This is a genomic window from Flavobacterium sp. I3-2 (genome assembly GCF_013389595.1).
Classification (GTDB): domain Bacteria; phylum Bacteroidota; class Bacteroidia; order Flavobacteriales; family Flavobacteriaceae; genus Flavobacterium.
Genome location: NZ_CP058306.1, coordinates 2,343,642 through 2,365,652 on the forward strand (window position 1 = coordinate 2,343,642; position 22,011 = coordinate 2,365,652).

A 22,011-nucleotide genomic window follows, 5' to 3' on the forward strand; every position below is an offset into this window, starting at 1 on the left:
TTTATATTTTTTTATTAGCCACAATTGAATAAACTAGCGGAAGCTTATTTTCAAGATTTTTAACCTGAAATTTTTTTGGACCAATTTCTACCGAATCATTGAATATATTGTACGGAGAATAATTGTATTCTTGAAAATCAACAATCTCTAAATTTTGTTTTAGTAAACTCGTCATAACTTCGCCTAAATCGTGATTCCATGTCACAAATGATTGCGTAATTTCAGCATTTTTATCTGCATAAGTACCTTTTTCAGTTTCATTTATTGTTTCAACATTGAAATAATGATAAGCAATTTTTTCAAATTTATCATCAAACATCCAAACCAAAGGGTGAAATTCAACAAATACAAATTTACCATTTGGTTTTAAAAAATGATTTATAATGCTTGCCCATTTATCCAAATCTGGTAACCAACCAATGGTTCCATAACTGGTAAAAACAATATCAAATTTTTTGTTTAAATGTTTTTTTAAATCATAAATATCACAACAAATAAACGTTGTGTTTGCTTGTGTTTTTTCAGCGATTATTTTTGCATTTTCAATTGCTTTATCTGACAAATCAACACCAGTAACATTCGCACCCAATCGACTTAACGAAATAGAATCTTGACCAAAATGACATTGTAAATGTAAAATTGATTTTCCAGAAATATCTCCAAGTAACTCAAGTTCAATTTCATTTAACGATGTTTCTCCGTTAAGAAAAACAGTCATGTTATAAAATTCTGAATTTAGATGAGTTTCTATTCTGTTGTTCCAAGAATGTTTGTTTATTTCTATATAATTTTCAGTGATTTTCATTTGTGTTAAATTGTGAATTAAAAAAAACTAAATTTTGTTTTTGTAAGCTCTAATTATTTTTTGATTCGGAATTTAAATTTAAAATCAATAGAGATTACATGTTCATAAGTAAATTTATTTGCTAATGTTGGCGTGTAAAATGTAGGTCTGTAAATGACACCAGCATAAAAAAATCTTCCGAATTGAAAGTATGCAGGAAACGCCAATCCAAAAGCACTATATTGTTTTTTTATGTCATCTTGTTTCACATAAGTTGAGTTATTATCAATTAATGTGTCATCATGCTGTTTCCAGATATTTATCGCATAAGTAATTCCGTATCCTAATGAAAATCGATTCAATTGATGATTATTTGTCAACATAAATGAGCTTGAACTGAATGTTTCATGTAAACCATCATCGTAAGAAACTGGCGCTGGAACTGGCGCCAAGAAATCCATATTGTGTGATAATGTAAAATTCGCGAATTTATTTTTTGAATAAAAGTAATCTGCTCCCACAGAAATACCAAAGAAACCTGTATTCGATTTCACATTCATATTTTCAGGTTGTAGTTGAAAAATGTTTATATATGGAATTGATGCATTAAAATAAATTTCACCTTTATTCTTTGGATATTTTCTCCATATTAAGTTTTTTTGATATGTAATTGCAATGCTGTCGTTATTTAATGTAACATTTTTGCCATAATAATATCTTTTATGAGTTGTTAAATCGACTGCATAAGCTGCTGGTGCAAAATATATAAAAGCTAAGTTTCCGTATTTGAAATTGTTTGTAAGTCTTGGTTCCAGTTCATAAGATTTTTGTAAACTATCAGTAATCAATTGTAAATTCAAGTTTTCTTTAGAACGTTTGACTTTAACGGTAGTTGGTAAATCATAAATACTATCCAGAATTTTTACTTTAGCATCTTTTTCATTACTCTGAATTTTTAGATTGTAATTTTTCTTGTTAAAAATTGTAGAACATGAAATTGTAAACATTGATATAACAAGGAAAAGTATTATTTTTTTCATACGAATCACGAATTAATTGGCTAATCTAAGTTTATTAATTATAAATTGTTTTTTTGTAGCGCCAAATAAAGCTTATTCAAAAACTCTTGTTGTTCAATATCATCTTTGAAAAAGCGCTGTATTGAGCCACAGTTCGCAATATCCGTAATATTTTTGGTTTTAAAAGACCAATCATCTATATTATTTATATTTATTCCAATTTGATTACTACAGCTTTTCCAAATTTTTCCAAATTCATTTAATTTTAAAGTATCGATTTTATCAAAATCTGCATAAACAGTAAATCCACGCATTTCTGGATTAAAGTATTTTTCTATTTCATAAACGGGAATTCCACCCCAATAAATAAATTCATTTTCAGGTAAAGTTATCAATGTTATTTTTTTTTCACTCAATGGTTTGGTTTGCTGACCTTCTTTCCAAAAATGTTCTTCATAAGTTAATTTTGTTCCAGAAGGAACCCAAATTTCCTTTACTAATGTTGGTTCTTGAGTAATAAAAAATGGATAGTTTGGGGATATTGTACCACCAGCAGAATTCATATTTATACCAAAATCGCAGGCAACAACAGAAAATATTAAAAAAATTGCACTAAAGAATTTTAGTTTTTTCATCGATAAAAATTTTTTTGAATTTATTTCATATATTCAAAATCAAACAAAAAGATATCGTTTATTTTATGTGCCCAAATTTCTGTTGTTTCTGTTCCAGGAAATGCGCCAACAACACTTGTTTCTTCGAATTTATCATTGAAAAAATACATGATTTCAGCCTTGTATGAAATTGGTTTTTTAAGATTATTCTTAATTTTTAATATTGTTTTCCAATCACTGTCATCACTTCCGTCATTATAAAATGCACCAATAAAAAAAATTTCAATCGTATTTTCTTTTGGTCTTAATGAAAATAAGTCCGTACGATTTTCAAAAGAAAAAGGCGTTTTATATTCGTCGTAAGACAAAATGCGATATTCTAATTTATCGTTTTCAGTTTCATTGATTTCTAAAACTATTTTTGACCACAACGAAAATTCAAATTCTCCATATTCAGAAGGATAATCAACTGTTTTTTGCGCAAAAGTTTCTAAACAGTTTGCCATTAGAAGAATTAATATGAATAGTTTTTTTTTCATAATTTGATATTTTTTTAATTGTCTTTAAACTTTTTATTAAAAAATTCTTTAAAAGATTTTACTTCTTTTTCTTGAATTATTGATACTTCCATAGCACCTAAAATTCTTCCGATTTTATAATTTTGTGCTGGAGTTGAAAACATGATGTTATCACCATCTTTTAAATCAATTGAATAAGCGGTTCCGTACATTACTGTTTTTGCTTTTTTCAATGTTTCGTTATTGATGAAAATGGGCCAACCACAACTTGCTAATTTTGGGTCAATTGGTAAAATAATTAGTTCAGAACTTTGTCTGTTGAACGCAATTACATAATTGTGATATTCAGTCTTTCTGACAACTAAATTGTCTTTGTTTTCGGCTAATTTTCCATATACAAGTTCAAATCCATCAAGATTATCTTTCTTTAAAGCTTGTTTCATGAAAAGTTTCATTTTGTCTTTTGTTGCTTTATTTTCACTTTCTGAAATTGAAAATATCGCTTTAATTGAATCGAATATACCCATATTTTTAGTCTATAAATGTTCTTACATCAAAACTCTCTATATTAAATTTTTCTTTTTTATATTTTGCTTTTCTAAGTTCTTTTTTTCCATTTCTTGGATTATGAAATTCAAATGAAATCATTTTGTTTTTAGGATTGAAAACAATAGGTTCTGCTTTATAATATCCCATTTTATCTTCTAATTTCGGCAATCCAGTAATTGGATCTTTTATAATTCTACTTTCATCAATATTTGTCCCACTACAAACGATTAGATTATCATTTTGATTAAACGCCTTTTTTTGAATTATTCGATTTGATTGAATCTGAAAAACAAATGCTTGATAACAAGAAAAAGACATTTCATTAAACTTTTGAATAATTAAAATTGTATTTGCATTTAATTCATATATATCTTTATAATATTCAAATTTGTCAATTGATTTTAAAATGATTTTACGATTAGATTCGTTTTTGCTTTGAACGACGTAACTCCAATTGTTGTTGTAATATTTTGAAATACAATACATTGTAAATTGTTTGTTCTCAGTTTCAATTATCGAAAATTGTTCGAATTCCTCTTTCTTTTTTTTGAGATTATCTATTTTATCAAAATCTTCTGATGTAATTGTTTTTTCAAAAAGTAAAATAAAATCATTCCATAAGCTATCTTCAATCGAATAAAAATCACCTGTTTTTTCTTCTGTTTTAAATTTTTCATACAATTTAACGAGTTCAAAATCTGATTTACTTTGAGCGTTCATTTTTACGAAAAGAAATAGACATAGAATTTGAATCAATTTTTTCATCTCATTTTTTTCTCTAGCTTTTTAATAAATTCTTTTTTTTGAATCGGTGAAATTATAATTGTAAATGCGTTTTTATATATTGGTTTTGATGTTGTTATAAAAATGGTATCTGATGAAGTTTCGCATCGAATTCTATTTTTTCTTGAACGTTTTTTTACTCATATTCAAAATCTGCTAATTTTTACAATATTTAAGAATAGCTTCATCCGCTTCAGGGTTTCCGTATTTTTTTGCTTTGTAAAAATCTTCGCAATAATCTATTTTTCCTAATTCAATTTTTGCTTGTCCAAGAACCAAATAAGCGTAATCATACGTTGGATTTATTTCAATTGCTTTGCTTGCATCTTCATAAGATTTTAAAAAATAACCAAGTTCTAAATTTAGATACGCTCGATATCCAAAAGCACGAAAGAAATCAGGTTTTATTTCCAACGATTTATTGAAATCAGCTTCGGCTTCTTTATATTTTTTTAATTTTCTATAACTAAGTCCTCGGTCGATATACGGAACATGATTTTGCGGATTCAGTTCAATTCGTTTACTCGAACATTCAATTGCTTTTGCGTAATTTTCTTCGTTAAAATACAATAAACTTAAATTATCATAAAGTAAATCTACTGATGCGTTAGGTAATTCTAATGCTTTGTAATAATCGCTTTCTGCTTTTTTGTATTCGTTAATTTGAAAATAACAATAACCTCGATTTAAATACATAGCTGAAGCATTTGAATTTCCATTTATTAATTTTGTAAAAACCGCAACACCTTGTTTGTAGTTTTTGTTAGCAAGTAAAAAACCTCCCAAAAATTCATTTTTTATAATTTCTGAGCCTTTATAAATTTCTTCTGGAATATAAACTGTATTTCTTTGACCTAGTGACGAAGCTTTTTCGTTATCTCGATAAGCAGCATCAATATCAAGATTCATTAAATGATTTAATGCTCTGAAAGAATAAGCTTTAGCATAATTTTCATTTAGTTCAATGGCTTTATTGTTTTGTTTTAAAGATTCTGAAAACTTATTATTTTGATATAAAATTATAGCATAATTGAAATGTACTTCCGGAGAATTTAAACCACCATCAATTGCTTTTTTATAATTGGCTTCGGCATCTGCAAGTTGTTGTAAATTTTGATGACAGATTGCTTTCCAAAAATAAAATTCAGGTTCTGGTTTTAAATAAATTGCTTTTGAAAAATTTTCTAAAGCTTGTTCGTTTTTATCTAAATTGTTTAATAAACGACCTTTTTCATAATACAAATTTGCATTTTTTGAATCGAAATTAATGGCCTTATCCATGTCGGTAAGTGCGTCTTCATATCTGAAAATATTTAAATTTGCTTTTGACATTCGCAACCAATAGTCAGAAGTTTTATTTTCTGATTTAAAACTTGATTCTAGTTTTTCGATTGCCAATTTTGCGTCAAGCATGGATTCAGAATTCAATAAATTGTCAATTTCATTATATTTATTTTGACCAAACGAAATTAAGTTAAAAAAAAAAAAGAAAAAAAATGAGATAAGTATTTTATTCATAATGTTATTATTTTTCTTTAACAATTGTTTTTGCAATAAAATCATGACAACCTTTTTTCTTATTATTAAAAAGTAAAGCCATATTTATAAATGGAATTATTTTAACAATACTTCTAATTAGATTTTGAGTTACTGATATTGATTTATTTTCTGTTTCCGTAATAGTTTCAATGCCAATTATTTTCTTACCAATTGTACCTTTAAATAGTACTTCCATTATAAAAAAATAAAATATCCAGACTGTTAAAAAAACTAAAACAAATTTATTATCGAAATATTTTGGAAGATAATTAGCTAAATAAGCTAAAGGAAAATTCAGAATTATTAAAAAAATCAAATCGAGTACAAATGCAAATAGTCTTTTTCCAGGAGATGCAATTGCAAAATCTAAATCATCAATGTCTTTGGTTGTAGAGATATATTCGTCTGAACTTAAAATTGTATTTGGAAAAAAATCAGTTTTACAAATTGAACAAGTTAGAGTATCGCCATTATTTTGTAAAGGAATGATTGGAACAAAAAACAACGAAAAAAATTGTCTGTTTTTATTTAAATTATAAATTCTTTGTGTATTGCATCTAGGGCAATCAAAATGACCTCTTTTAAATGTTGAACTAATATTTTTGGTTCCAAAAATTATTAACATAATTGAATTTTTTATAGGTGGTTTAGTTAAACTAATTTACTAATTTTAATTCAAAATCTTTATGTTTTATGGATTTAATTTATTTTGTGTTAAAAACATATGATTTGTTAGGTTGAGCTATTTTAGAAAACATTTTTTTTATATAAATTCGGAAAATTTTCGTCTAAACGTTTAGAAATTTTTTTCAAGTTATGCGTCGGAATAGATGGGAATAGATGATGTTCTAAATGGAAAAACATATTGGCTGATATAAAACTTTTCCAATCTGAACCGCGTTGAGTTCTTGGAAATTCAGGATTTTCTTCGGTATCATGATGAACTGCCCAAACTGCAAAAAACGCCATTAAACCTTCAAAAAAGAACATGATTAGAATATGATAGATTAAAAAATTTATTTCAAAATAGCAGGCTAAAAAAACAAAAAGAATGATAAAAAAAGTTTCTGTAAACAGTTGATTTTTATATATTTTATTTCCTTTTTTTATGGTGTTTAAATGGATGTTAAACATAAAAATAGGTCCATATAAAATGGCTTCGAACCATTTCATCCTAGCTGTAATTCCTTCGTAATCTTCTTCAGAAAGGTTGTATTTATGATGACGTAAATGATTGAATTTAATTGCGGATGCAGAAACCGCCATGAAAATGCTATTTATTAATAATGAAAATCGGGTTGCCTTTTTACTTAATCCTAATGCGTTGTGAATTCCGTTATGAACTTGTCTTAAAGTGGTAAGAAAATAAATCACAGAAAAAGGAAAAGCTAATAAATAATAACCTTTTGATGCTACATACAAAGACAAAATAAGCCAAGGTAAATTCATGAAGTTTTCAATTATTTTTCCTTTTAAAGTCAGTTTATTTAAATCTTTCCAATGTACTTTTCCCTTATTTCTTTCGATGTGATTTTCATTTTTTATTTAAAGGTAAAAAAAACAGAAATTAAATGATTGAATTTCAGTTAATTTCTGTTTTTCTTTTAATATTTTTCGATTTTGTGACCGACAAAATTTTCAATTTCTTCAAACATATCGTCTATAGAAAGCACCCATAAATCTTTATGATTTTTAAGCCATTGACTATTTAATTCAATCAAATTTTCGTCAATATCAAAAAAAGCATCGTTTTTTAGTAAGTCTCTTGTTTTGTTTTCACCAAAATATTCATTTTCTAAAAATGAATTTAATTCCTCTTCAGATAACTGGGCAACTTTTTCGCATTGTTGATTAAATAATTCTAAATGTTTTACTGCGCCAATTTTTTCTAAACCAATTTTTATTTCATCATTTAATTCGTCCGACCATTTGGTATTCCAAACAAATTGCGAAAAATTTCCGTTGTTATATTGTGCTAAATAAAAATCAACATAATAGCTCAACATCGCATCGTCATGAATTTGGTCAATTTCTGCACCTTCTTCACGTAATACATTGATTACGCTGATATTTGAACTTATTATTTTATAAGGATCTTCATCTTTAAATGAATTATCCGAAACAATGATTTTAATTAATTTTTTCATTTTTTATACGTATTGGTTAATGCTTCGATAGCTTCTTCTAAATGATAATATTTTACTGGTACTACTTCTTTTCCGTTGACATCAATAAATCCAAACTGAAAGTCTAGAATTTTTACTAAAGCAATATCTTTTTGGTATTTTCCAAAGGTACCAATTTTTGAGTAGAATGGAGGAACAACTTCTTTACCTTCTGAATTTATCAAACCAAACGAACCAACTATGCTTTCAACTAATGCATATTTACCTTGGTTGTATTTAAATTTAAAAACTTTTTTATAAATAGGTTAAACTACTATTTCACTAGAAATATTTATACAACCAATGGTTCCGGCAACTGTTTTAACTTCAGCCCAATCTTTACGTATTTTTCCAAAATCTTCGATGGCTGCATAAGATGGTTGAACAATAATTTTTCCATCAGTATTAATTAAACCATAAAAACCAGCAATACTTTTAACCAAAGCAAATTCTTTGTTGAAATATTTGTATTTTTCGATTTTTTTAAACTTCGAAAATACAATAGTTCTTTTTTTTATCTATAAAACCCTATGAATTAACCGTTGGGTGTAACTATTTCTAATAAAATAAATGTATTAGATAATGGTCAAGATGCTGAATTTATGTCAATTGACAACGAGAATTCTTTATTTAAGGAAATTAATAAAGAACAAATATCTAATTTAATTGAGCGAAGTCAATTCAATAAGCGAAGACTAAAATTGTTTTCTTTTTTGAAATAATCCGAACAAAAATAGCCACTCTTTTTTTAGAATTTGAAAATTATTTCATCGAAAATTGTATGCCGTTGGAGAATTGCAAATTTGCACGTGATAAAAGAATTAAAATCTGAAAAATGAATTTGAAACAGCTCCTTCTAAGGATTTTCTACTTCTCAAAAACAATTGGTTTTCAGGTATAAATTTCATGAAGCCTGTTCCATAAATGGAATTTTTCATTCTTTAGATATTACAAAAGCAGATGTTCACTATGTTCATTTTTTGAAAAATATAAAAAAACAAATATCTGATTGTGTATTACTTGGAGACAGGGGTTACTTATCTCAAACTTATTAAAATTACCAAACTTTTATTCGGAAAGTACGTCCTAAAATTGCGTACAACGGTTCGGGGCTTGACGTCAGTGGCGGAAATTGAAGCGAAAAGTTTCAATTTAGCGACACAGTAAGCAAAAGCCAATTCATTGAATAAATTTAAGAAAAAAAGTCAATGTAATTGGCTTTTTGCGACATAGAAAGCTGAAACTTTCAATTTATCACTTAACCCGTCATTGCGCCAAATCCTTGTTGTGCTTTCGTTTTTTTTTTATTTTCTAAACCTATTTCTATAATATTCTACATGATGAGAAAATTCCTCTTCATAAAATGGATAAGTTATTCCCAAAATAGAAATTTCATATCCTTCATCTTTCATACCCGCAATTGCATTTCCTGCAACTCCTTTTATTTCAAGACCATCTTGTCTAATTACTTTTAATTCTGGTATGACATGTGTATAAATAAATTCAAATTCTGGGTCGTCAGTATTTACTACAATATTATTTTTCAAGCAGTATTCTTTGAAGTATTTGTACGAATTTTCAATTCCATTGAATTCAATTAGTCCAAAAGCAACTCCCATTGGTGCGTCTGCCTTTTCTAGTTTTGAAATTCCAATTTCTTTTTCATCCAAAATTACTTTATAAGTTTTACAATTATTTAGTACATTTTCGTTGTAAAAATCTAAATAATAGTTGGAAGCAAGGCATTCGAATGTCTCGTCTTTAAAAAAGAATATGAAATGTTTTCTGTCTGAATTATCGTTTTGAATTATATTAATTGGATCCGGTAATTTTCTATCTAATCCATTTTTAATTTCATAGAATTCTCCCCAGTCTAATTCTGTTGGTTTAATTCTGTACTGACCATAATAAAAGCCTTCGTCATTACAGGTATTCAGAGAATATTCCGCACAGTTTTTAAATCGAATTTTAACTTTGTCGTCTTCTAGATATTTGTCGAATTGAAAATGATTGAGATAAATATCCATTATTAAGTCAGTTCCGTCCACTTCCAATTGAATTTCAGGTGAAACTGGGTCAGCGTTCCAATCTTTTGTTATTTTGATATAATCAATTTTTCGGTTAGGAATTTCCTCTGCTTTTTTAGTTCCAAATATTTTATTTATCCAACTCAATTTCTTTTGTTTTCAGGCTTTGTTTAAAATGACGCACAACGTTTGGGGGCTTGGCGTAAGTAGCGGAAATTGAAGCGAAAAGTTTCAATTTAGCGACACGATAAGTAAAAGCCAATTCATTGAATAAATTTAAGAAAAAAAATCAATGTAATTGGCTTTTTGCGGAATAGAAAGCCGAAACTTTCAATTTATCACTTATCCCGCCATTGCGCCAAACCCATGTTGTACGTTCGTTGCTTAAATATTGTTATTTTTCATTTTAAGTGTAATATCACCAATATTATAACAATATATTGAAGCTGGTAAAAATGATAACGCAATATTTTCAAAAGTTTTGACACCTAACTGATCTATTGAAGTTACCAAAGATTTATCGAATGAATTAGACTTGCAAAATTGGATTAAGCTTTTCAATTCTTGAGGTTTATCAAAATAACGATTACTCCATTTTATTTCAACGCCCCATACTGGTTTATATTTTTTATCATCAACTAAAACTAAATCTACCTCGCCATCGTTTCTACCGTCTTTCCATCTTGCGTATGTTAAATCCAATTTTTCACGATGCATCCATTGTGATAATACAGCTGTTTCAACAATGTTCCCCATTTCATTATCCGTTTCACTAATAGGTGAAAATAATGCAGTTCTTAAAGACGGGTTTGTTAAGTATACTTTAAAACTAGTAATTCTTTTAAGTCGTTTGGCATTTACATCTACTTTGTTTAATACTTTGATTAAGAATGCAGCTTCTAAATATTCTAAGTATTTTTTTAGGGTATCCTTTTGAATACCACTTTCTCTACTCATTGTTTCATAAGAAAATTCATTTCCAGTGTTGTAAGCTATATAAGTAAAAAAACGATTTAATTCTTGTACATCTTTGATTCCGTAAAGACTAGGTAAATCTCGTAACAGAACCTTATCAACAATATCATTTTTCACATATCTGCCCATATCACTTTGAATTTTCTCAGAAAGTACAACTTCTGGATAGCCACCAAAATTTAAATAATGAATAAATTCTCTGTTTAATGCTTTTATGTCATGTGTCAAACAATAATTTATTTCTTTACCACCATATTTAATATTCCCATCAAAAATTAAATGATTCATTTTTTTTAAATAAATGTATTCTTGAAACGTTAATGGTGGTAGCATAAAATCAGTGAATCTTCCAGCTCCACTTTCTGTACTGTGCCATTTTAATGCAGCAGCGGCTGACCCCGAAACAATGAATTTCGTATCAGGAAATGAGTCGACAAGAACTTTAAGATGCCTCTCCCAATCTTTTAAATATTGAACTTCATCAAAAAAGACATAGCAACCATTTAAATTAGTTAGATTTAATGCTTGTTTGCATAAATCTAAAATATCTTCTAAACTTAAGTGAACATAGATCGGGTTATCAATTCCTATAAAGAAAATTTTTTGTGGATCTATGTTCTCGCTTATTAATTGTTCTATACTATGGAAAAGCATTACAGTTTTACCTACACGTCTAGGTCCCATCAATACCAAAGCCCTACGAATACTTTTCTCTGTTACGTTTGGATAAAACAGACTAAAATACAAACGCTTTGACATTGAACTATAAGTTTCTGGTATTTGTTTATTTATCCACCAAGGGTTTTCATATCGTAATCTTTCAATTATTTTTTCTGTTGGAATAAGACTTGGACTACTCATACTTTTATTTGTTTTTACAAATATAGCTAAAATAAGCAGAATTAAATCTATTTAATTTGTATTTTTTATATCAAAATATGCTACGATAAAATAAATCAAACTTCTTATTTCGGGAATATGTTTTTTGCAGTGTCTCTTGGTGCAATGACGTACAACGTGAAGAAGCTTGGCGCATGTGGCGAAAAAATAAAGCTAAAACTTTACGATTAACCAAAACTAAGCAACGCCTTTTTGATTTTTAAATTTAATAATAAAAAATGAAATAGGCGAGTGCGACAAAAAAGAAAACCAATTTCAAGACTTGCCTAAACTCGCCATTGCGCCAAACTTGTGTTACCTGCAGTGTTTATAATTTTTCAGAATTATGTTTGTCAGAAATCACAGGTTCTGCAAATCCAATTGTTCCGTTATTTCCAATTCCGTTAATTTTTTAAATATTTCAGTATAATTTTGTTCAAAAGGAATTTCCATTACAAAATAATTCCTCCAGTTGCTTCACTTTCACATCCTAAATTTTTAAATTCATTACGTAATTTTTGGAAGTCAAGGTTTTCATCCATCACAATTATTTGAATTGTTGAGTTTCCACTTGGTTCAACAACTTTTCTGAAAGTCAAGCGTTCTTCATAATTGTCGTATTCGGCATATATTATATCGCCACAAGAAAACTTTGGTCCATAGAAAGGAATATTATCAATTTTAAAAAGTCCTTTGTTTTTATCAATTATTTCCGCCCATAAAGTTTCAACAGTTTCTTTTTCAAGAACGTCACTGTAATATCTCGTTAAAATTTTTTCTAAATTTCTTTTCATTATACGGTTAGTTGGATAACATTGCATGTAACGTTCCAAAGCTTGGTGCAGTGGCAAAAAATAAAGCCAAAACTTTACGATTAACCAAAACTAAGCAACGCCTTTTTGATTTTTAAATTTAATAATAAAAAATGAAATAGGCGAGTGCGACAAAAAAGAAAACCAACTTCGAGATTTGCCTTTACCCGCAATTGCGCCAAACTTGTGTTATGTGCAGTGTTAATATTTTTCTATTAGGTTGTAACTTTCAATAACTTTTGTTTCAAATATAGATTTCTTATAATTCAATTTAATCATATAATTTTTAATAATTTCTTCTTTCGTAAGATGTTTTTCATTTTTAAAGTTTATTGATTGCTTTTCGCCATCAAGTATAAAATATATTTTCGTAGTTCTGGCTGAGATAAAATTGTTTATTTGACAAACTTTTACATTATGATTTCCATATGTTAATTTAACTATGGCAAAGTTTAATGGTATTTTTAACATAGCTGTAAAGAAAATGCCAAAAACTATTAATGCCAAAATATTAAAAATTTGATAAAGAAAATTTTTTCTTGTATTTCCTTTACTTAGTTTGTTGTTTATATAGAAAAGTATAAAAAAGGATATAAAAAAAAATGTATAATTTAAATAATTTGGAAAATCTAAAATTCTGTTTTCTTGACGTATATAAAGAATAATAAAAATTAAAATAAAAAAGTAATTTATCTTGTTTTTTAAAATATTATTTCTGATTATCCGTTTATGCACCTGTTATATTCGCAATTACTAGTCTGTCAAAGAGTTTGTCTCCAAAATACCGTCTGTTTAATTTGTAAATAAACTCGTTGAGATACAACTGTAAGTATTTCCTTTTGATTTTATGGTAGTTGCCCAGCAATGTCCGTTTTGCATTACTGATTGCGATATGCACCCATTTGAGTGTTTCCTTGGTGGTTTTGGCGTCTGATTTCTCGGTGACGTGCAATTCCACCAGATCGGAGATGTCAACGTAAGAAGTGCTTTTGTCCGAAAATACGATGGCATCATCCTCCATGCAGTCCCTGACCACGCCGTTGATTCCTTCACTTTGATGGCTATCCAGTACCCTGGCCTTGAAATAACGCACATGCTTCTCCTTTTTGCCCGTTTCGATATCTTCCAACGGGGTGCTTTCGGCCATCACCGCAACGTTCTGCTTTCCCTCGGCTCCCCGGCCACGTGTACCCTTGCCTCGCTCGATTTCCTTACTGGCCACCGAAAAGTTAACGAATTCTTGCGGTTTCTTTCAGCGCCGCCAATACCGCCAGCCCGTCGCGCAAGGGGCGCGGCTCGTGTGTGCGGATGAAGTCAGCTCCACCTGCGGCGGCGGCAAGCTCTGCAGCGAGTGTCGCGGCCCCGACATCCCCCGGACCACGGCCTGTGAGCGCGCGCAGAAAGGATTTGCGCGAAACAGACAGAAGCACCGGCAAATCGAAGCGCAGCCGCAATTCATCGAACCGCGCCAGCACCGAGAGCGAGGTTTCGGGAGCAGCCCCCAGAAAAAACCCCATGCCGGGATCAAGGACAAGGCGGTTGCGTTTGATACCGGCACCCGTCAGCGCCGCGATGCGCGCGTCAAAGAACGCCGCAATGTGATCCATGATGTCGCCAGCGGGTGCCTCGCGCCGATCTGCCTGCCCGTCTTGCACCGAATGCATAACGACGAGTTTGGCAGATGATTTCGCCAATTGCGGATAGAACGCAGCGTCTGGAAAACCGCGAATATCATTGAGATAGGCCACACCACGCGACAAGGCATAGGCTTGCGTCGCGGGTTGATAACTGTCGAGCGAGACGGGAATGCCATCTGCCTTGAGCGCGTCCAGCACCGGCGCGATACGCGCGATTTCTGTGTCGGACGAAACAGGCGCGGCGTCGGGATTGCTGGATGCCGGACCGAGGTCGATCACATCTGCCCCCTCGGCCATCAGCTTACGCGCCTGCGCAATGGCTGCGTCTGGCGCCAGATACCGGCCTCCATCGGAGAAACTGTCCGAGGTTATGTTGACGATGCCGAAAATGATGAGCGATTTATTCATGGGGGCTTCTATAATAATACCTAAAATCCGCAGGTAGTTAATTAGGATGTTTAAAGATTCTGATTATCCGTTTATGCACCTGTTATATTCGCAATTACTAGTCTGTCAAAGAGTTTGTCTCCAAAATACCGTCTGTTTAATTTGTAAATAAACTCGTTGAGATACAACTGTAAGTATTTCCTTTTGATTTTATGGTAGTTGCCCAGCAATGTCCGTTTTGCATTACTGATTGCGATATGCACCCATTTGAGTGTTTCCTTGGTGGTTTTGGCGTCTGATTTCTCGGTGACGTGCAATTCCACCAGATCGGAGATGTCAACGTAAGAAGTGCTTTTGTCCGAAAATACGATGGCATCATCCTCCATGCAGTCCCTGACCACGCCGTTGATTCCTTCACTTTGATGGCTATCCAGTACCCTGGCCTTGAAATAACGCACATGCTTCTCCTTTTTGCCCGTTTCGATATCTTCCAACGGGGTGCTTTCGGCCATCACCGCAACGTTCTGCTTTCCCTCGGCTCCCCGGCCACGTGTACCCTTGCCTCGCTCGATTTCCTTACTGGCCACCGAAAAGTAACCCTCATCCAGTTCTATCATCCCTTCCAGTGTATACCTTGCATCCCGGTTGCCCATCGCCCTGCGGAGTTTGTGTACCATCGCCCATACCGGTTCGTAACGCTTCAATCCTAATTGCTTCTGGAGTTCGTTGGTGGAGAATCCCTTTTTTGTGCAACTCATCAGGAACATCGTTTTGTACCACACCAGAAACGGCAGCTTGGAGCTCTCCATGATCGTACCGCTGCGCAACGAGGTGCGGAAACGGCAACCTTTGCATTCATAACTCCATTTACCCTGTAACCAATAATGGGAAGTGCCCCCGCATCGCTTGCAGACAACCCCTTCCTTATCACGCTGCTCCTTGAAATGCAAACGACAATCTTCCTCCGAACCGAAATGAGCCGTAAAACTGAATATGTTCATAATCCCTGCTTTTTGAGCGCTAATATACTAAAAATATTAGGTGTGTTTGCGGAGAATCAGTATTATTTATCAATTCCATCTATTTCTACAGTATTCTTTATAACATTGCACATAACGGAAAAAGTATTGGCGAAGTGCGGGCTTAATTTGAACAAGTGTTCAAGTTTAGACCAAACGGAGCCGATATTTTTTCCATGAACTAAATTACTAAAAAAATGTGAATGGAAAAATAGCGGCGGATAAATGTGGGGAATTTTTCAATTCACATCTTAACCCCGCATTTTGCCAATACAATGTTAGCTGCAGTATTTTTTAGTCTTCGGTTTCCCTTAAATAGTTCAGTAAATTTATAATATGATTTTTTGTATGAGATTCGAAAATTAGATTAAAAAACCATTTTGCATCATTTACACTCGTATTTTCAGTCCTCCATTTTACTTCCTGCAAATCTAAAATTATATCATTTAGATCATCAATAGAATCGGCTATTAAATTTTCAACTTCGTTTTCGATTTCAGTTATTAAAGTCGCAATTTTATAATATCCAAATTTTGGAAAATTAGATGCTATATTTTCACGAATATTTGAAAAATCTTTTTTGTTAAATTCTGGATATTCAGTTTCGTCGAATTCAAATTCATTTTCAAAATACAAATCATAAATTTTCACAAGATTTCTTTCAAGATTTTTTGTTTTGTCTTTTTCGTTTAGATTTTCTAATAATCCGTATTTCGAAATTTCATTGATTGGATCTAAAAGTTCTTTCATAGACGGAGTTTTGTAAATATTAAAGCTAACGTTTCGGGGCTTGGCGTCAGTGGCGGAAATTGAAGCGAAAAGTTTCAATTTAGCGACACGGTAAGCAAAAGCCAATTCATTGAATAAATTTAAGAAAAAAAGTCAATGTAATTGGCTTTTTGCGACATAGAAAACCGAAACTCTCAATTTATTACTTAACCCGCCATTGCGCCAAACCCTTGTTAGCTGCAGTTGAAATATTTTTGTTTAAATGTTGATTCATGATTTACAAAGAGAATTGAGTGAATATAAACTCCTTCTGGTTGCCTTCCTCCATAAACTTCTGTGATTACAACAACGTCATGCGGATAACTATTTTTAAATAGTACTTCGAAACCAGTCGAAAAGTTATTATCAAATTGTTTAATCAGGTCAATGTCTAAAATTTTGCATAAAGTAATAAGGTCATTAAGTTCAAAACCACGTGCTGGTGGCTGAAAGTTTGATAAATATTTCCAGCAGGTTTTATATTCACCAAAAACACCAATATTAATTTTATTCTGACCATTTTTGAATATAATGTAAGAATTAATAAAGTCAGTAGCTAAATCACTACCAAAATAATAAAGAGTTTTAGTATTACAATTTGAAATTATTTTCTTTCCATCGAAGAAATCGAAATGATTATTTTTCTGTGTTATTTCCATCATGATTTTTCAATTGCAGCTAACGGGCCGCGGCTTGTCGATAGTACGGGCTTGAATTGAGCGAAAGTTCAATTCAGTCCGAAACTGAACTAAAGCTGTGAGCCTTTTGGTAAATTTAATAAAAAAAACAAAAGCAAGCTGCTTTTGGCGGATAAATAGGCGAGAAGTACAATTTTGCACTTAACCCCGCATTTCGCCAAGCCGATGTTACATGCAGTTTTTTTTTATTCTGGATCAAATCCGTACATAAAGTCATTTAAATGTCCACCTGAACTTTCAAGACCTACAATATCCATGAGTTCTTCATAATAACTACATATACGTTCTCTATCTTCAGTATCAAGTTCAAGATATATTAAAGAAAATTTATTCAGACCACTTTTAATAGCGTTCTGATATTCCGCTTCAGTTGCGTTTCCTTTTTCCGCTATTAATTGAAAATCCTTTGCAGATTCATTAATTAAACTAGTTAATAAAGGATTTAATTTTTCATCAGATAAACCTGGGTAAAATAATGATGAATCTTCCTTAAACTTTTCTTTAGTTATAAAATTTTCAAACATGTTTTTTGAGTTTGGAGGAGTTTTAATTTTATTCTGTCCACAAGAAATAATTGTAGATAGAAAAAGAATTATTAAACAGAATTTTATTTTATACATGATGTTGGTAAAATTGCATGTAACGGTTCCGGGCTTTGCGAAGTGGCGATAAATCGAAGACGAAAGTTTCGATTTAGACGATATGTAGCAAAAGCCAATTTCTATTTGCTAATTTATGAAAAAAAGCCAATAAAATTGGCTTTTGCGGATTACAAAGCACAAAGTTTCAATTTAGACTTAACCCCGCCATTTTGCAAAACCCTTGTTAGCAGAAGGGCTTTTTATCTTCGTAATCTATTGGCTATTTTATCTGATATTTCCTCAATTGTGAAGTCAGTTGTATTTATAGCTAACATATCTGCGATTATTGGACTAAAATTTAATACTTCATTTTTAGAAATCTTATGCCAAATAGGAAGTATTACTTTTTCTCCATTTACTTCTCTAGCAAAAAGACCATCTAATTCTCTTTGTGGCCATTCTTTACTAAAAAATGCTTCTGAAAGGACAACTATGCCATATTTGGATTTTTTTAAACCATTTTCAATTGAACGTCTAAGACTATCTCCAATATCCAATTCAAATTCATCGTACCAAACTTCAACACCTTTAGATTTAAGTGACTCTACAAAAGGTCGCACAAAACTTGTTTTATCTTCTGATGCGTGTGAAACAAAAACATCATAGTTTTTGCTTATTGTTTCATGTTTATTATTTAATTCCTTGCTTTTAGAAAAAGATTCTGAGGCTAATTGTTTCTGTAATTGCATTTCTCTGGTTATGCTTTGCTGAAGAGAAAGCATTTCTTTTTGCTCTCTTTTAGTTTTATCTCTTTCTTTTTGCTCTTCTTTATTTAAATCTTGTAATAGTTTCAATCTTTTGTTTTGCTTATCTGATAGATTTTTGGTCTTTGTAGATTTGTCTTTTGTAATTCTATTGATTTCATCATTTTTTCTTGTCAAATCTTTCTGAAGATTGACAATTTTTTTTAAATCTTTTTCCTTACTTATTTTTTCAAAGATTGAATTCGCTTCTTTTTCTTTTCGGCTAAGGTTATTATTTACCGTATTTAATTGATTTTCGATATTTTTAATATCTCTATCTAAACTTGCTATTGAATTTGTTATAGATTGAATACTCATAATTTATTAACGTTTTTTGGGAATAGCCTTTCTGCTAACGTTCCAGCAGCTTGGCGAAGGAGCGGTTTTGAAGGACAAAACGTCCAATTTGTACCGACCGAAGCAAAACCGCTTGCGTTGATGCTAAATTATAAAAAGAAAAGCGAAAACCAAGCGGTTTTTGCGAAATAGAAAGCCGAAACTTTGAACTTAACACTTACTCCGCTCTTTTGCCAAACTGCATGTTAGCAGAAGTACTTATTCAGATTTACGTATTTTTTCTAACATCTCTTTTATATGTTTAGGATATTCTCCTTCAAAATATTCTATGGCTAATGGATTATGTGAGAAAAATTGACAACAAAAATCAACCCATACATCAATATTTATTTCTCCATTTATCTTAAATATCTTCTTGGATTTTGATTTTATTGGATTTGAAATCTTAGAATTAAAATTTAAATCAGAATCCCTTCTTTGATAGTATTCATCTATAGTGTAAAAGTGGATTGCTCCATCAAAATGTCTAAATGTTTTACTTAATGTATCAAATTCTGCATGAATATATCGTACAGGAAAATATTCAATACCATCAATATTTGTAGTAACAGATTCTGTTTTAATTTCTTCTGCTTGAAAAGTCTTAATGTTTTGATTAGTTGACCATTTTATATCTAAACAATATGCATCTGCGAAAAAAAATGAAATGTCTGTTGAATCAAACTCAAATGACGGTCTCAATTTTATTGGCTGGTCAGAAATATTTTCAATATTCTTATCGAATTTTACACCATACCATGTATCTAATTCTAAAAACGCGCTATTATCTACATTAATTCTTAAATGATCATGGTCAAGACTAATCTTTAGTTCGTCATAATCATCTGGCTTTATTTCCCAAAATTTTTCTATAAATCTTGGTTGAAAATCATTTACAAAATGAAAACCTCTTCTGAAAAAAGGACTAGCCATTGATATGTAATTTTCTGAATACAAATAGCCCTTTGCAAATAATCGTTTTTCAAATTTGGAACAAATAAATTTATAATCGATTAAATTATCTTTATCTAAAACAATGTCTTCATTTAATTTTAATAGAATATCCTTAGAGCTAACAACGATTCCAATTGTTTGAATGTAACTAAAATTTTCTTTAGTAAGCTCTATTCCTTTGTTTTTTGAAATGTCTATAAAATTTAGAATTACGTTTTCGTTTTCTTTTAATTCACGTTCGGCTTCTTCCTTCAGATGCTTCAAATAATTTTGTTTAAATTCGGAAAGGTCGCTCATAGTATTTCTGCTAACGTGACGAAGCTTGGCGCATGTGGCGAAAAATAAAGCTAAAACTTTACGATTAACCAAAACTAAGCAACGCCTTTTTGATTTTTAAATTTAATAATAAAAAATGAAATAGGCGATTGCGACAAAAAAGAAAGCCAACTTAATAGTTTGCCTTTACTCGCCATTGTGCCAAACTTATGTTACCTGCAGATGTTATTTTTTTATCTAACTATTTATCGTCAAGTTTAAGAAAATAAATTTTAGCCGCTTCTGAAAGTTCATCATCAAGGTTGGTGTCAACCTCAAAACCAAATAAAATCCATTTGTCATTTGGCTTATAAAACTTAAATACAAATCTCATAGGTTGTCTATCGTACTTTACCATATATGAGTAAAGAACAAAGCTTTCAGATAATTTTTTTTTCGTTATTAGTTCGTAACCATAATATTTCCCCACATAGTCGACATTATAACTGTTTACTTCTTTTTTTATGGTTTCAATTCCATCTTTTATTCTAACATTCCATGGATTAGTCTCGTATAGTTCGTCTAAAGCTTTTCCTGAGTTTTTCGGATATTCGGTAAAGAATTTTTTAATCAATTCATCAGGATTGGATTGTTGTCCATAGCTTGAGATACTTAAAATTGATAAGATAGCAATTAATAGAAGTTTGTTCATGTCGATTATTTTTAGGATTTTAATATGCTATTTATTCGGTTTACAGTTGCAGGTAACGTTTCGGGGCTTGGCGTCAGTGGCGGAAATTGAAGCGAGAAGTTTCAATTTAGCGACACGGTAAGCAAAAGCCAATTCATTGAATAATTTTAAGAAAAAAAAGTCAATGTAATTGGCTTTTGCGGAATAGTAAGCCGAAACTTTCAATTTATCATTTAACCCGCCATTGCGCCAAACCCTTGTTAACTGCAGTTATTTTTTAAATATTTTCTTATACCAAGGAAATTTTTTTGCTTTTTCTAATTCTAAATTAATAATTTTAATATCATAAATTTTTCTATTATTTTACATCTATTGTAGAAATTAGTTTTAAATTCAGCTATCCATTCTTCAGAATCATTCGCTGTGTCAATCCAATCTTTAATGAGTTTAGTCAAATCGAATACTGAAGATTCTTTAGGAAGAATAAGAGGGGTTTCAGCAATACCAATATCATAGTCTTTAATTGTTAATATTTTATTTGATGCATTATTTTTCAATAATGTAAATAATATATTTTCATTGTTACCAATAATAGCATAAAAGAGCGGTGATAAACCAAAATTGTCTACAGAATCAATATTAGCACCTTTTTCTAACAAAAAATTAAAATTTTTTTCATCTCTATTAAAGATAGTTTCAAATAACATTGTACGACCTGCTATGTCTTTTAATTCGATATTTAAGCCTTCTTCGATATAAAATAACAATAGTTCATTAATTGACATATTCATTTGTGCTGCGGTCCAACCGCTTTCATCTTGATAATTTATATCTGCACCATATTTGACTAAAACTTGATGAGTTTCTAGTGAATTGGCATAAAAGCTAGGATTTCTTCCGTATCGTGAATTTGCAATATTTGGATTGCCTCCTTTTTTCAAAACTAGTTCTGTAATTTCGACAGGGACGTTATATACTAAATTATGTAAAATTGTCTCATTATCACCATTTGTAATAGAAACATCAAATTTCTCAATTTCAGATTTAAAAATCTCCCAATTTTTTGATTTTTTAGCATCTTCAATTATACGATACATAACCGAAAATTTTTCTATATTATATTCATTCGTTTTATCCATTTTTTATGATATAATTGCAGTTAACGTTTCGGGGCCTGGCGTAAGTGACGGAAATTGCAGCGAAAAGTTTCAATTTAGC

Annotated in this window: 25 protein-coding genes and 2 pseudogenes; 1 reads left to right on the top strand and 26 read right to left on the bottom strand. The window is 30.7% G+C overall.

The window, feature by feature from the left end; genetic code table 11:
- Position 1: 1 nt before the first annotated feature.
- The 12 genes from HW119_RS11080 to HW119_RS11135 form a co-directional block, all read right to left on the bottom strand.
- Complete coding sequence (locus tag HW119_RS11080; RefSeq protein ID WP_177764391.1) at positions 2 to 805, bottom strand: class I SAM-dependent methyltransferase; 804 nt, start codon at positions 803 to 805, stop codon at positions 2 to 4.
- A gap of 53 nt (positions 806 to 858) precedes the next feature.
- Positions 859 to 1,824 (bottom strand): hypothetical protein, encoded by a 966-nt coding sequence (locus HW119_RS11085; protein WP_177764393.1) that lies wholly within the window; start codon positions 1,822 to 1,824, stop codon positions 859 to 861.
- A gap of 38 nt (positions 1,825 to 1,862) precedes the next feature.
- On the bottom strand, positions 1,863 to 2,438 hold the full coding sequence (locus HW119_RS11090; protein WP_177764395.1) for a hypothetical protein: 576 nt from the start codon (positions 2,436 to 2,438) through the stop codon (positions 1,863 to 1,865).
- 20 nt (positions 2,439 to 2,458) lie between these two features.
- A complete protein-coding gene (locus HW119_RS11095) occupies positions 2,459 to 2,956 on the bottom strand; it encodes a hypothetical protein (protein ID WP_177764396.1) in 498 nt (165 codons plus the stop codon).
- Between the two features lie 14 nt (positions 2,957 to 2,970).
- On the bottom strand, positions 2,971 to 3,462 hold the full coding sequence (locus HW119_RS11100; RefSeq protein WP_177764397.1) for a hypothetical protein: 492 nt from the start codon (positions 3,460 to 3,462) through the stop codon (positions 2,971 to 2,973).
- Positions 3,463 to 3,466: 4 nt separating this feature from the next.
- On the bottom strand, positions 3,467 to 4,204 hold the full coding sequence (locus HW119_RS11105; RefSeq protein ID WP_177764398.1) for a hypothetical protein: 738 nt from the start codon (positions 4,202 to 4,204) through the stop codon (positions 3,467 to 3,469).
- A 219-nt stretch (positions 4,205 to 4,423) separates the two neighbouring features.
- Entirely contained in the window at positions 4,424 to 5,785 is a 1,362-nt protein-coding gene (locus tag HW119_RS11110; RefSeq protein WP_177764399.1) for a tetratricopeptide repeat protein, read from the bottom strand.
- A 7-nt stretch (positions 5,786 to 5,792) separates the two neighbouring features.
- Entirely contained in the window at positions 5,793 to 6,431 is a 639-nt protein-coding gene (locus HW119_RS11115) for an RDD family protein (RefSeq protein WP_177764400.1), read from the bottom strand.
- Positions 6,432 to 6,553: 122 nt separating this feature from the next.
- On the bottom strand, positions 6,554 to 7,255 hold the full coding sequence (locus tag HW119_RS11120; protein ID WP_177764401.1) for a fatty acid desaturase family protein: 702 nt from the start codon (positions 7,253 to 7,255) through the stop codon (positions 6,554 to 6,556).
- Positions 7,256 to 7,410: 155 nt separating this feature from the next.
- Positions 7,411 to 7,953, bottom strand: a complete 543-nt coding sequence (locus HW119_RS11125) for a DUF4375 domain-containing protein (RefSeq protein WP_177764402.1) — start codon at positions 7,951 to 7,953, stop codon at positions 7,411 to 7,413.
- Complete coding sequence (locus HW119_RS11130) at positions 7,950 to 8,156, bottom strand: WG repeat-containing protein (RefSeq protein ID WP_177764403.1); 207 nt, start codon at positions 8,154 to 8,156, stop codon at positions 7,950 to 7,952. Before HW119_RS11130 ends, HW119_RS11125 begins: the two co-directional genes overlap by 4 nt.
- Before the next feature lie 81 nt (positions 8,157 to 8,237).
- Positions 8,238 to 8,414 carry a WG repeat-containing protein gene (locus HW119_RS11135; protein ID WP_177764405.1) on the bottom strand — a complete coding sequence of 59 codons (177 nt, stop codon included), beginning with the start codon at positions 8,412 to 8,414 and terminating at the stop codon, positions 8,238 to 8,240.
- Between the two features lie 150 nt (positions 8,415 to 8,564).
- On the opposite strand from HW119_RS11135, the pseudogene HW119_RS16750 reads away from it, so the two are divergent.
- A pseudogene (locus HW119_RS16750) lies at positions 8,565 to 9,020 on the top strand (IS982 family transposase); the annotation flags it as partial.
- Positions 9,021 to 9,275: 255 nt separating this feature from the next.
- Here HW119_RS16750 and HW119_RS11140 read toward each other — a convergent pair.
- The 14 genes and pseudogenes from HW119_RS11140 to HW119_RS11205 form a co-directional block, all read right to left on the bottom strand.
- On the bottom strand, positions 9,276 to 10,145 hold the full coding sequence (locus HW119_RS11140; protein WP_177764407.1) for a hypothetical protein: 870 nt from the start codon (positions 10,143 to 10,145) through the stop codon (positions 9,276 to 9,278).
- Positions 10,146 to 10,382: 237 nt separating this feature from the next.
- A complete protein-coding gene (locus HW119_RS11145) occupies positions 10,383 to 11,834 on the bottom strand; it encodes an ATP-binding protein (protein ID WP_177764409.1) in 1,452 nt (483 codons plus the stop codon).
- A gap of 470 nt (positions 11,835 to 12,304) precedes the next feature.
- A complete protein-coding gene (locus HW119_RS11150; protein ID WP_177764410.1) occupies positions 12,305 to 12,646 on the bottom strand; it encodes a DUF4265 domain-containing protein in 342 nt (113 codons plus the stop codon).
- Positions 12,647 to 12,865: 219 nt separating this feature from the next.
- Positions 12,866 to 13,171: a hypothetical protein gene (locus HW119_RS11155; RefSeq protein ID WP_177764411.1), complete on the bottom strand. Its 306-nt coding sequence runs from the start codon at positions 13,169 to 13,171 to the stop codon at positions 12,866 to 12,868.
- A 220-nt stretch (positions 13,172 to 13,391) separates the two neighbouring features.
- Positions 13,392 to 13,892 (bottom strand): annotated as a pseudogene (locus HW119_RS11160) (IS1595-like element ISBbi1 family transposase); the annotation flags it as partial.
- A gap of 1 nt (position 13,893) precedes the next feature.
- Complete coding sequence (gene sul2 / locus HW119_RS11165) at positions 13,894 to 14,709, bottom strand: sulfonamide-resistant dihydropteroate synthase Sul2 (protein ID WP_001043260.1); 816 nt, start codon at positions 14,707 to 14,709, stop codon at positions 13,894 to 13,896.
- Between the two features lie 71 nt (positions 14,710 to 14,780).
- The gene (locus HW119_RS11170; protein ID WP_005807145.1) at positions 14,781 to 15,689 is read right to left on the bottom strand and encodes an IS1595-like element ISBbi1 family transposase; all 909 of its coding nucleotides are present in this window, start codon (positions 15,687 to 15,689) and stop codon (positions 14,781 to 14,783) included.
- A gap of 312 nt (positions 15,690 to 16,001) precedes the next feature.
- The gene (locus HW119_RS11175) at positions 16,002 to 16,457 is read right to left on the bottom strand and encodes a DUF5063 domain-containing protein (RefSeq protein WP_177764412.1); all 456 of its coding nucleotides are present in this window, start codon (positions 16,455 to 16,457) and stop codon (positions 16,002 to 16,004) included.
- A 212-nt stretch (positions 16,458 to 16,669) separates the two neighbouring features.
- Positions 16,670 to 17,137 (bottom strand): hypothetical protein, encoded by a 468-nt coding sequence (locus HW119_RS11180; RefSeq protein WP_177764413.1) that lies wholly within the window; start codon positions 17,135 to 17,137, stop codon positions 16,670 to 16,672.
- Positions 17,138 to 17,358: 221 nt separating this feature from the next.
- Positions 17,359 to 17,697, bottom strand: coding sequence for a DUF4844 domain-containing protein (locus tag HW119_RS11185; RefSeq protein ID WP_255497861.1), 339 nt, complete (start codon positions 17,695 to 17,697; stop codon positions 17,359 to 17,361).
- Positions 17,698 to 18,014: 317 nt separating this feature from the next.
- The gene (locus HW119_RS11190) at positions 18,015 to 18,875 is read right to left on the bottom strand and encodes a toll/interleukin-1 receptor domain-containing protein (RefSeq protein ID WP_177764415.1); all 861 of its coding nucleotides are present in this window, start codon (positions 18,873 to 18,875) and stop codon (positions 18,015 to 18,017) included.
- A 237-nt stretch (positions 18,876 to 19,112) separates the two neighbouring features.
- Positions 19,113 to 20,111: a hypothetical protein gene (locus HW119_RS11195; RefSeq protein ID WP_177764417.1), complete on the bottom strand. Its 999-nt coding sequence runs from the start codon at positions 20,109 to 20,111 to the stop codon at positions 19,113 to 19,115.
- A gap of 253 nt (positions 20,112 to 20,364) precedes the next feature.
- A complete protein-coding gene (locus HW119_RS11200) occupies positions 20,365 to 20,814 on the bottom strand; it encodes a hypothetical protein (protein WP_177764419.1) in 450 nt (149 codons plus the stop codon).
- Between the two features lie 302 nt (positions 20,815 to 21,116).
- A complete protein-coding gene (locus HW119_RS11205) occupies positions 21,117 to 21,932 on the bottom strand; it encodes an ankyrin repeat domain-containing protein (protein WP_177764421.1) in 816 nt (271 codons plus the stop codon).
- Positions 21,933 to 22,011 lie beyond the last annotated feature (79 nt).

Coding starts and splice junctions, on each gene's coding strand:
- HW119_RS11080 (WP_177764391.1), bottom strand. CDS start 805: ATGAAAATCACTGAAAATTATATAGAAATAAACAAACATTCTTGGAAC.
- HW119_RS11085 (WP_177764393.1), bottom strand. CDS start 1,824: ATGAAAAAAATAATACTTTTCCTTGTTATATCAATGTTTACAATTTCA.
- HW119_RS11090 (WP_177764395.1), bottom strand. CDS start 2,438: ATGAAAAAACTAAAATTCTTTAGTGCAATTTTTTTAATATTTTCTGTT.
- HW119_RS11095 (WP_177764396.1), bottom strand. CDS start 2,956: ATGAAAAAAAAACTATTCATATTAATTCTTCTAATGGCAAACTGTTTA.
- HW119_RS11100 (WP_177764397.1), bottom strand. CDS start 3,462: ATGGGTATATTCGATTCAATTAAAGCGATATTTTCAATTTCAGAAAGT.
- HW119_RS11105 (WP_177764398.1), bottom strand. CDS start 4,204: ATGAACGCTCAAAGTAAATCAGATTTTGAACTCGTTAAATTGTATGAA.
- HW119_RS11110 (WP_177764399.1), bottom strand. CDS start 5,785: ATGAATAAAATACTTATCTCATTTTTTTTCTTTTTTTTTTTTAACTTA.
- HW119_RS11115 (WP_177764400.1), bottom strand. CDS start 6,431: ATGTTAATAATTTTTGGAACCAAAAATATTAGTTCAACATTTAAAAGA.
- HW119_RS11120 (WP_177764401.1), bottom strand. CDS start 7,255: ATGAATTTACCTTGGCTTATTTTGTCTTTGTATGTAGCATCAAAAGGT.
- HW119_RS11125 (WP_177764402.1), bottom strand. CDS start 7,953: ATGAAAAAATTAATTAAAATCATTGTTTCGGATAATTCATTTAAAGAT.
- HW119_RS11145 (WP_177764409.1), bottom strand. CDS start 11,834: ATGAGTAGTCCAAGTCTTATTCCAACAGAAAAAATAATTGAAAGATTA.
- HW119_RS11150 (WP_177764410.1), bottom strand. CDS start 12,646: ATGAAAAGAAATTTAGAAAAAATTTTAACGAGATATTACAGTGACGTT.
- sul2 (WP_001043260.1), bottom strand. CDS start 14,709: ATGAATAAATCGCTCATCATTTTCGGCATCGTCAACATAACCTCGGAC.
- HW119_RS11170 (WP_005807145.1), bottom strand. CDS start 15,689: ATGAACATATTCAGTTTTACGGCTCATTTCGGTTCGGAGGAAGATTGT.
- HW119_RS11175 (WP_177764412.1), bottom strand. CDS start 16,457: ATGAAAGAACTTTTAGATCCAATCAATGAAATTTCGAAATACGGATTA.
- HW119_RS11180 (WP_177764413.1), bottom strand. CDS start 17,137: ATGATGGAAATAACACAGAAAAATAATCATTTCGATTTCTTCGATGGA.
- HW119_RS11185 (WP_255497861.1), bottom strand. CDS start 17,697: ATGTTTGAAAATTTTATAACTAAAGAAAAGTTTAAGGAAGATTCATCA.
- HW119_RS11190 (WP_177764415.1), bottom strand. CDS start 18,875: ATGAGTATTCAATCTATAACAAATTCAATAGCAAGTTTAGATAGAGAT.
- HW119_RS11200 (WP_177764419.1), bottom strand. CDS start 20,814: ATGAACAAACTTCTATTAATTGCTATCTTATCAATTTTAAGTATCTCA.
- HW119_RS11205 (WP_177764421.1), bottom strand. CDS start 21,932: ATGGATAAAACGAATGAATATAATATAGAAAAATTTTCGGTTATGTAT.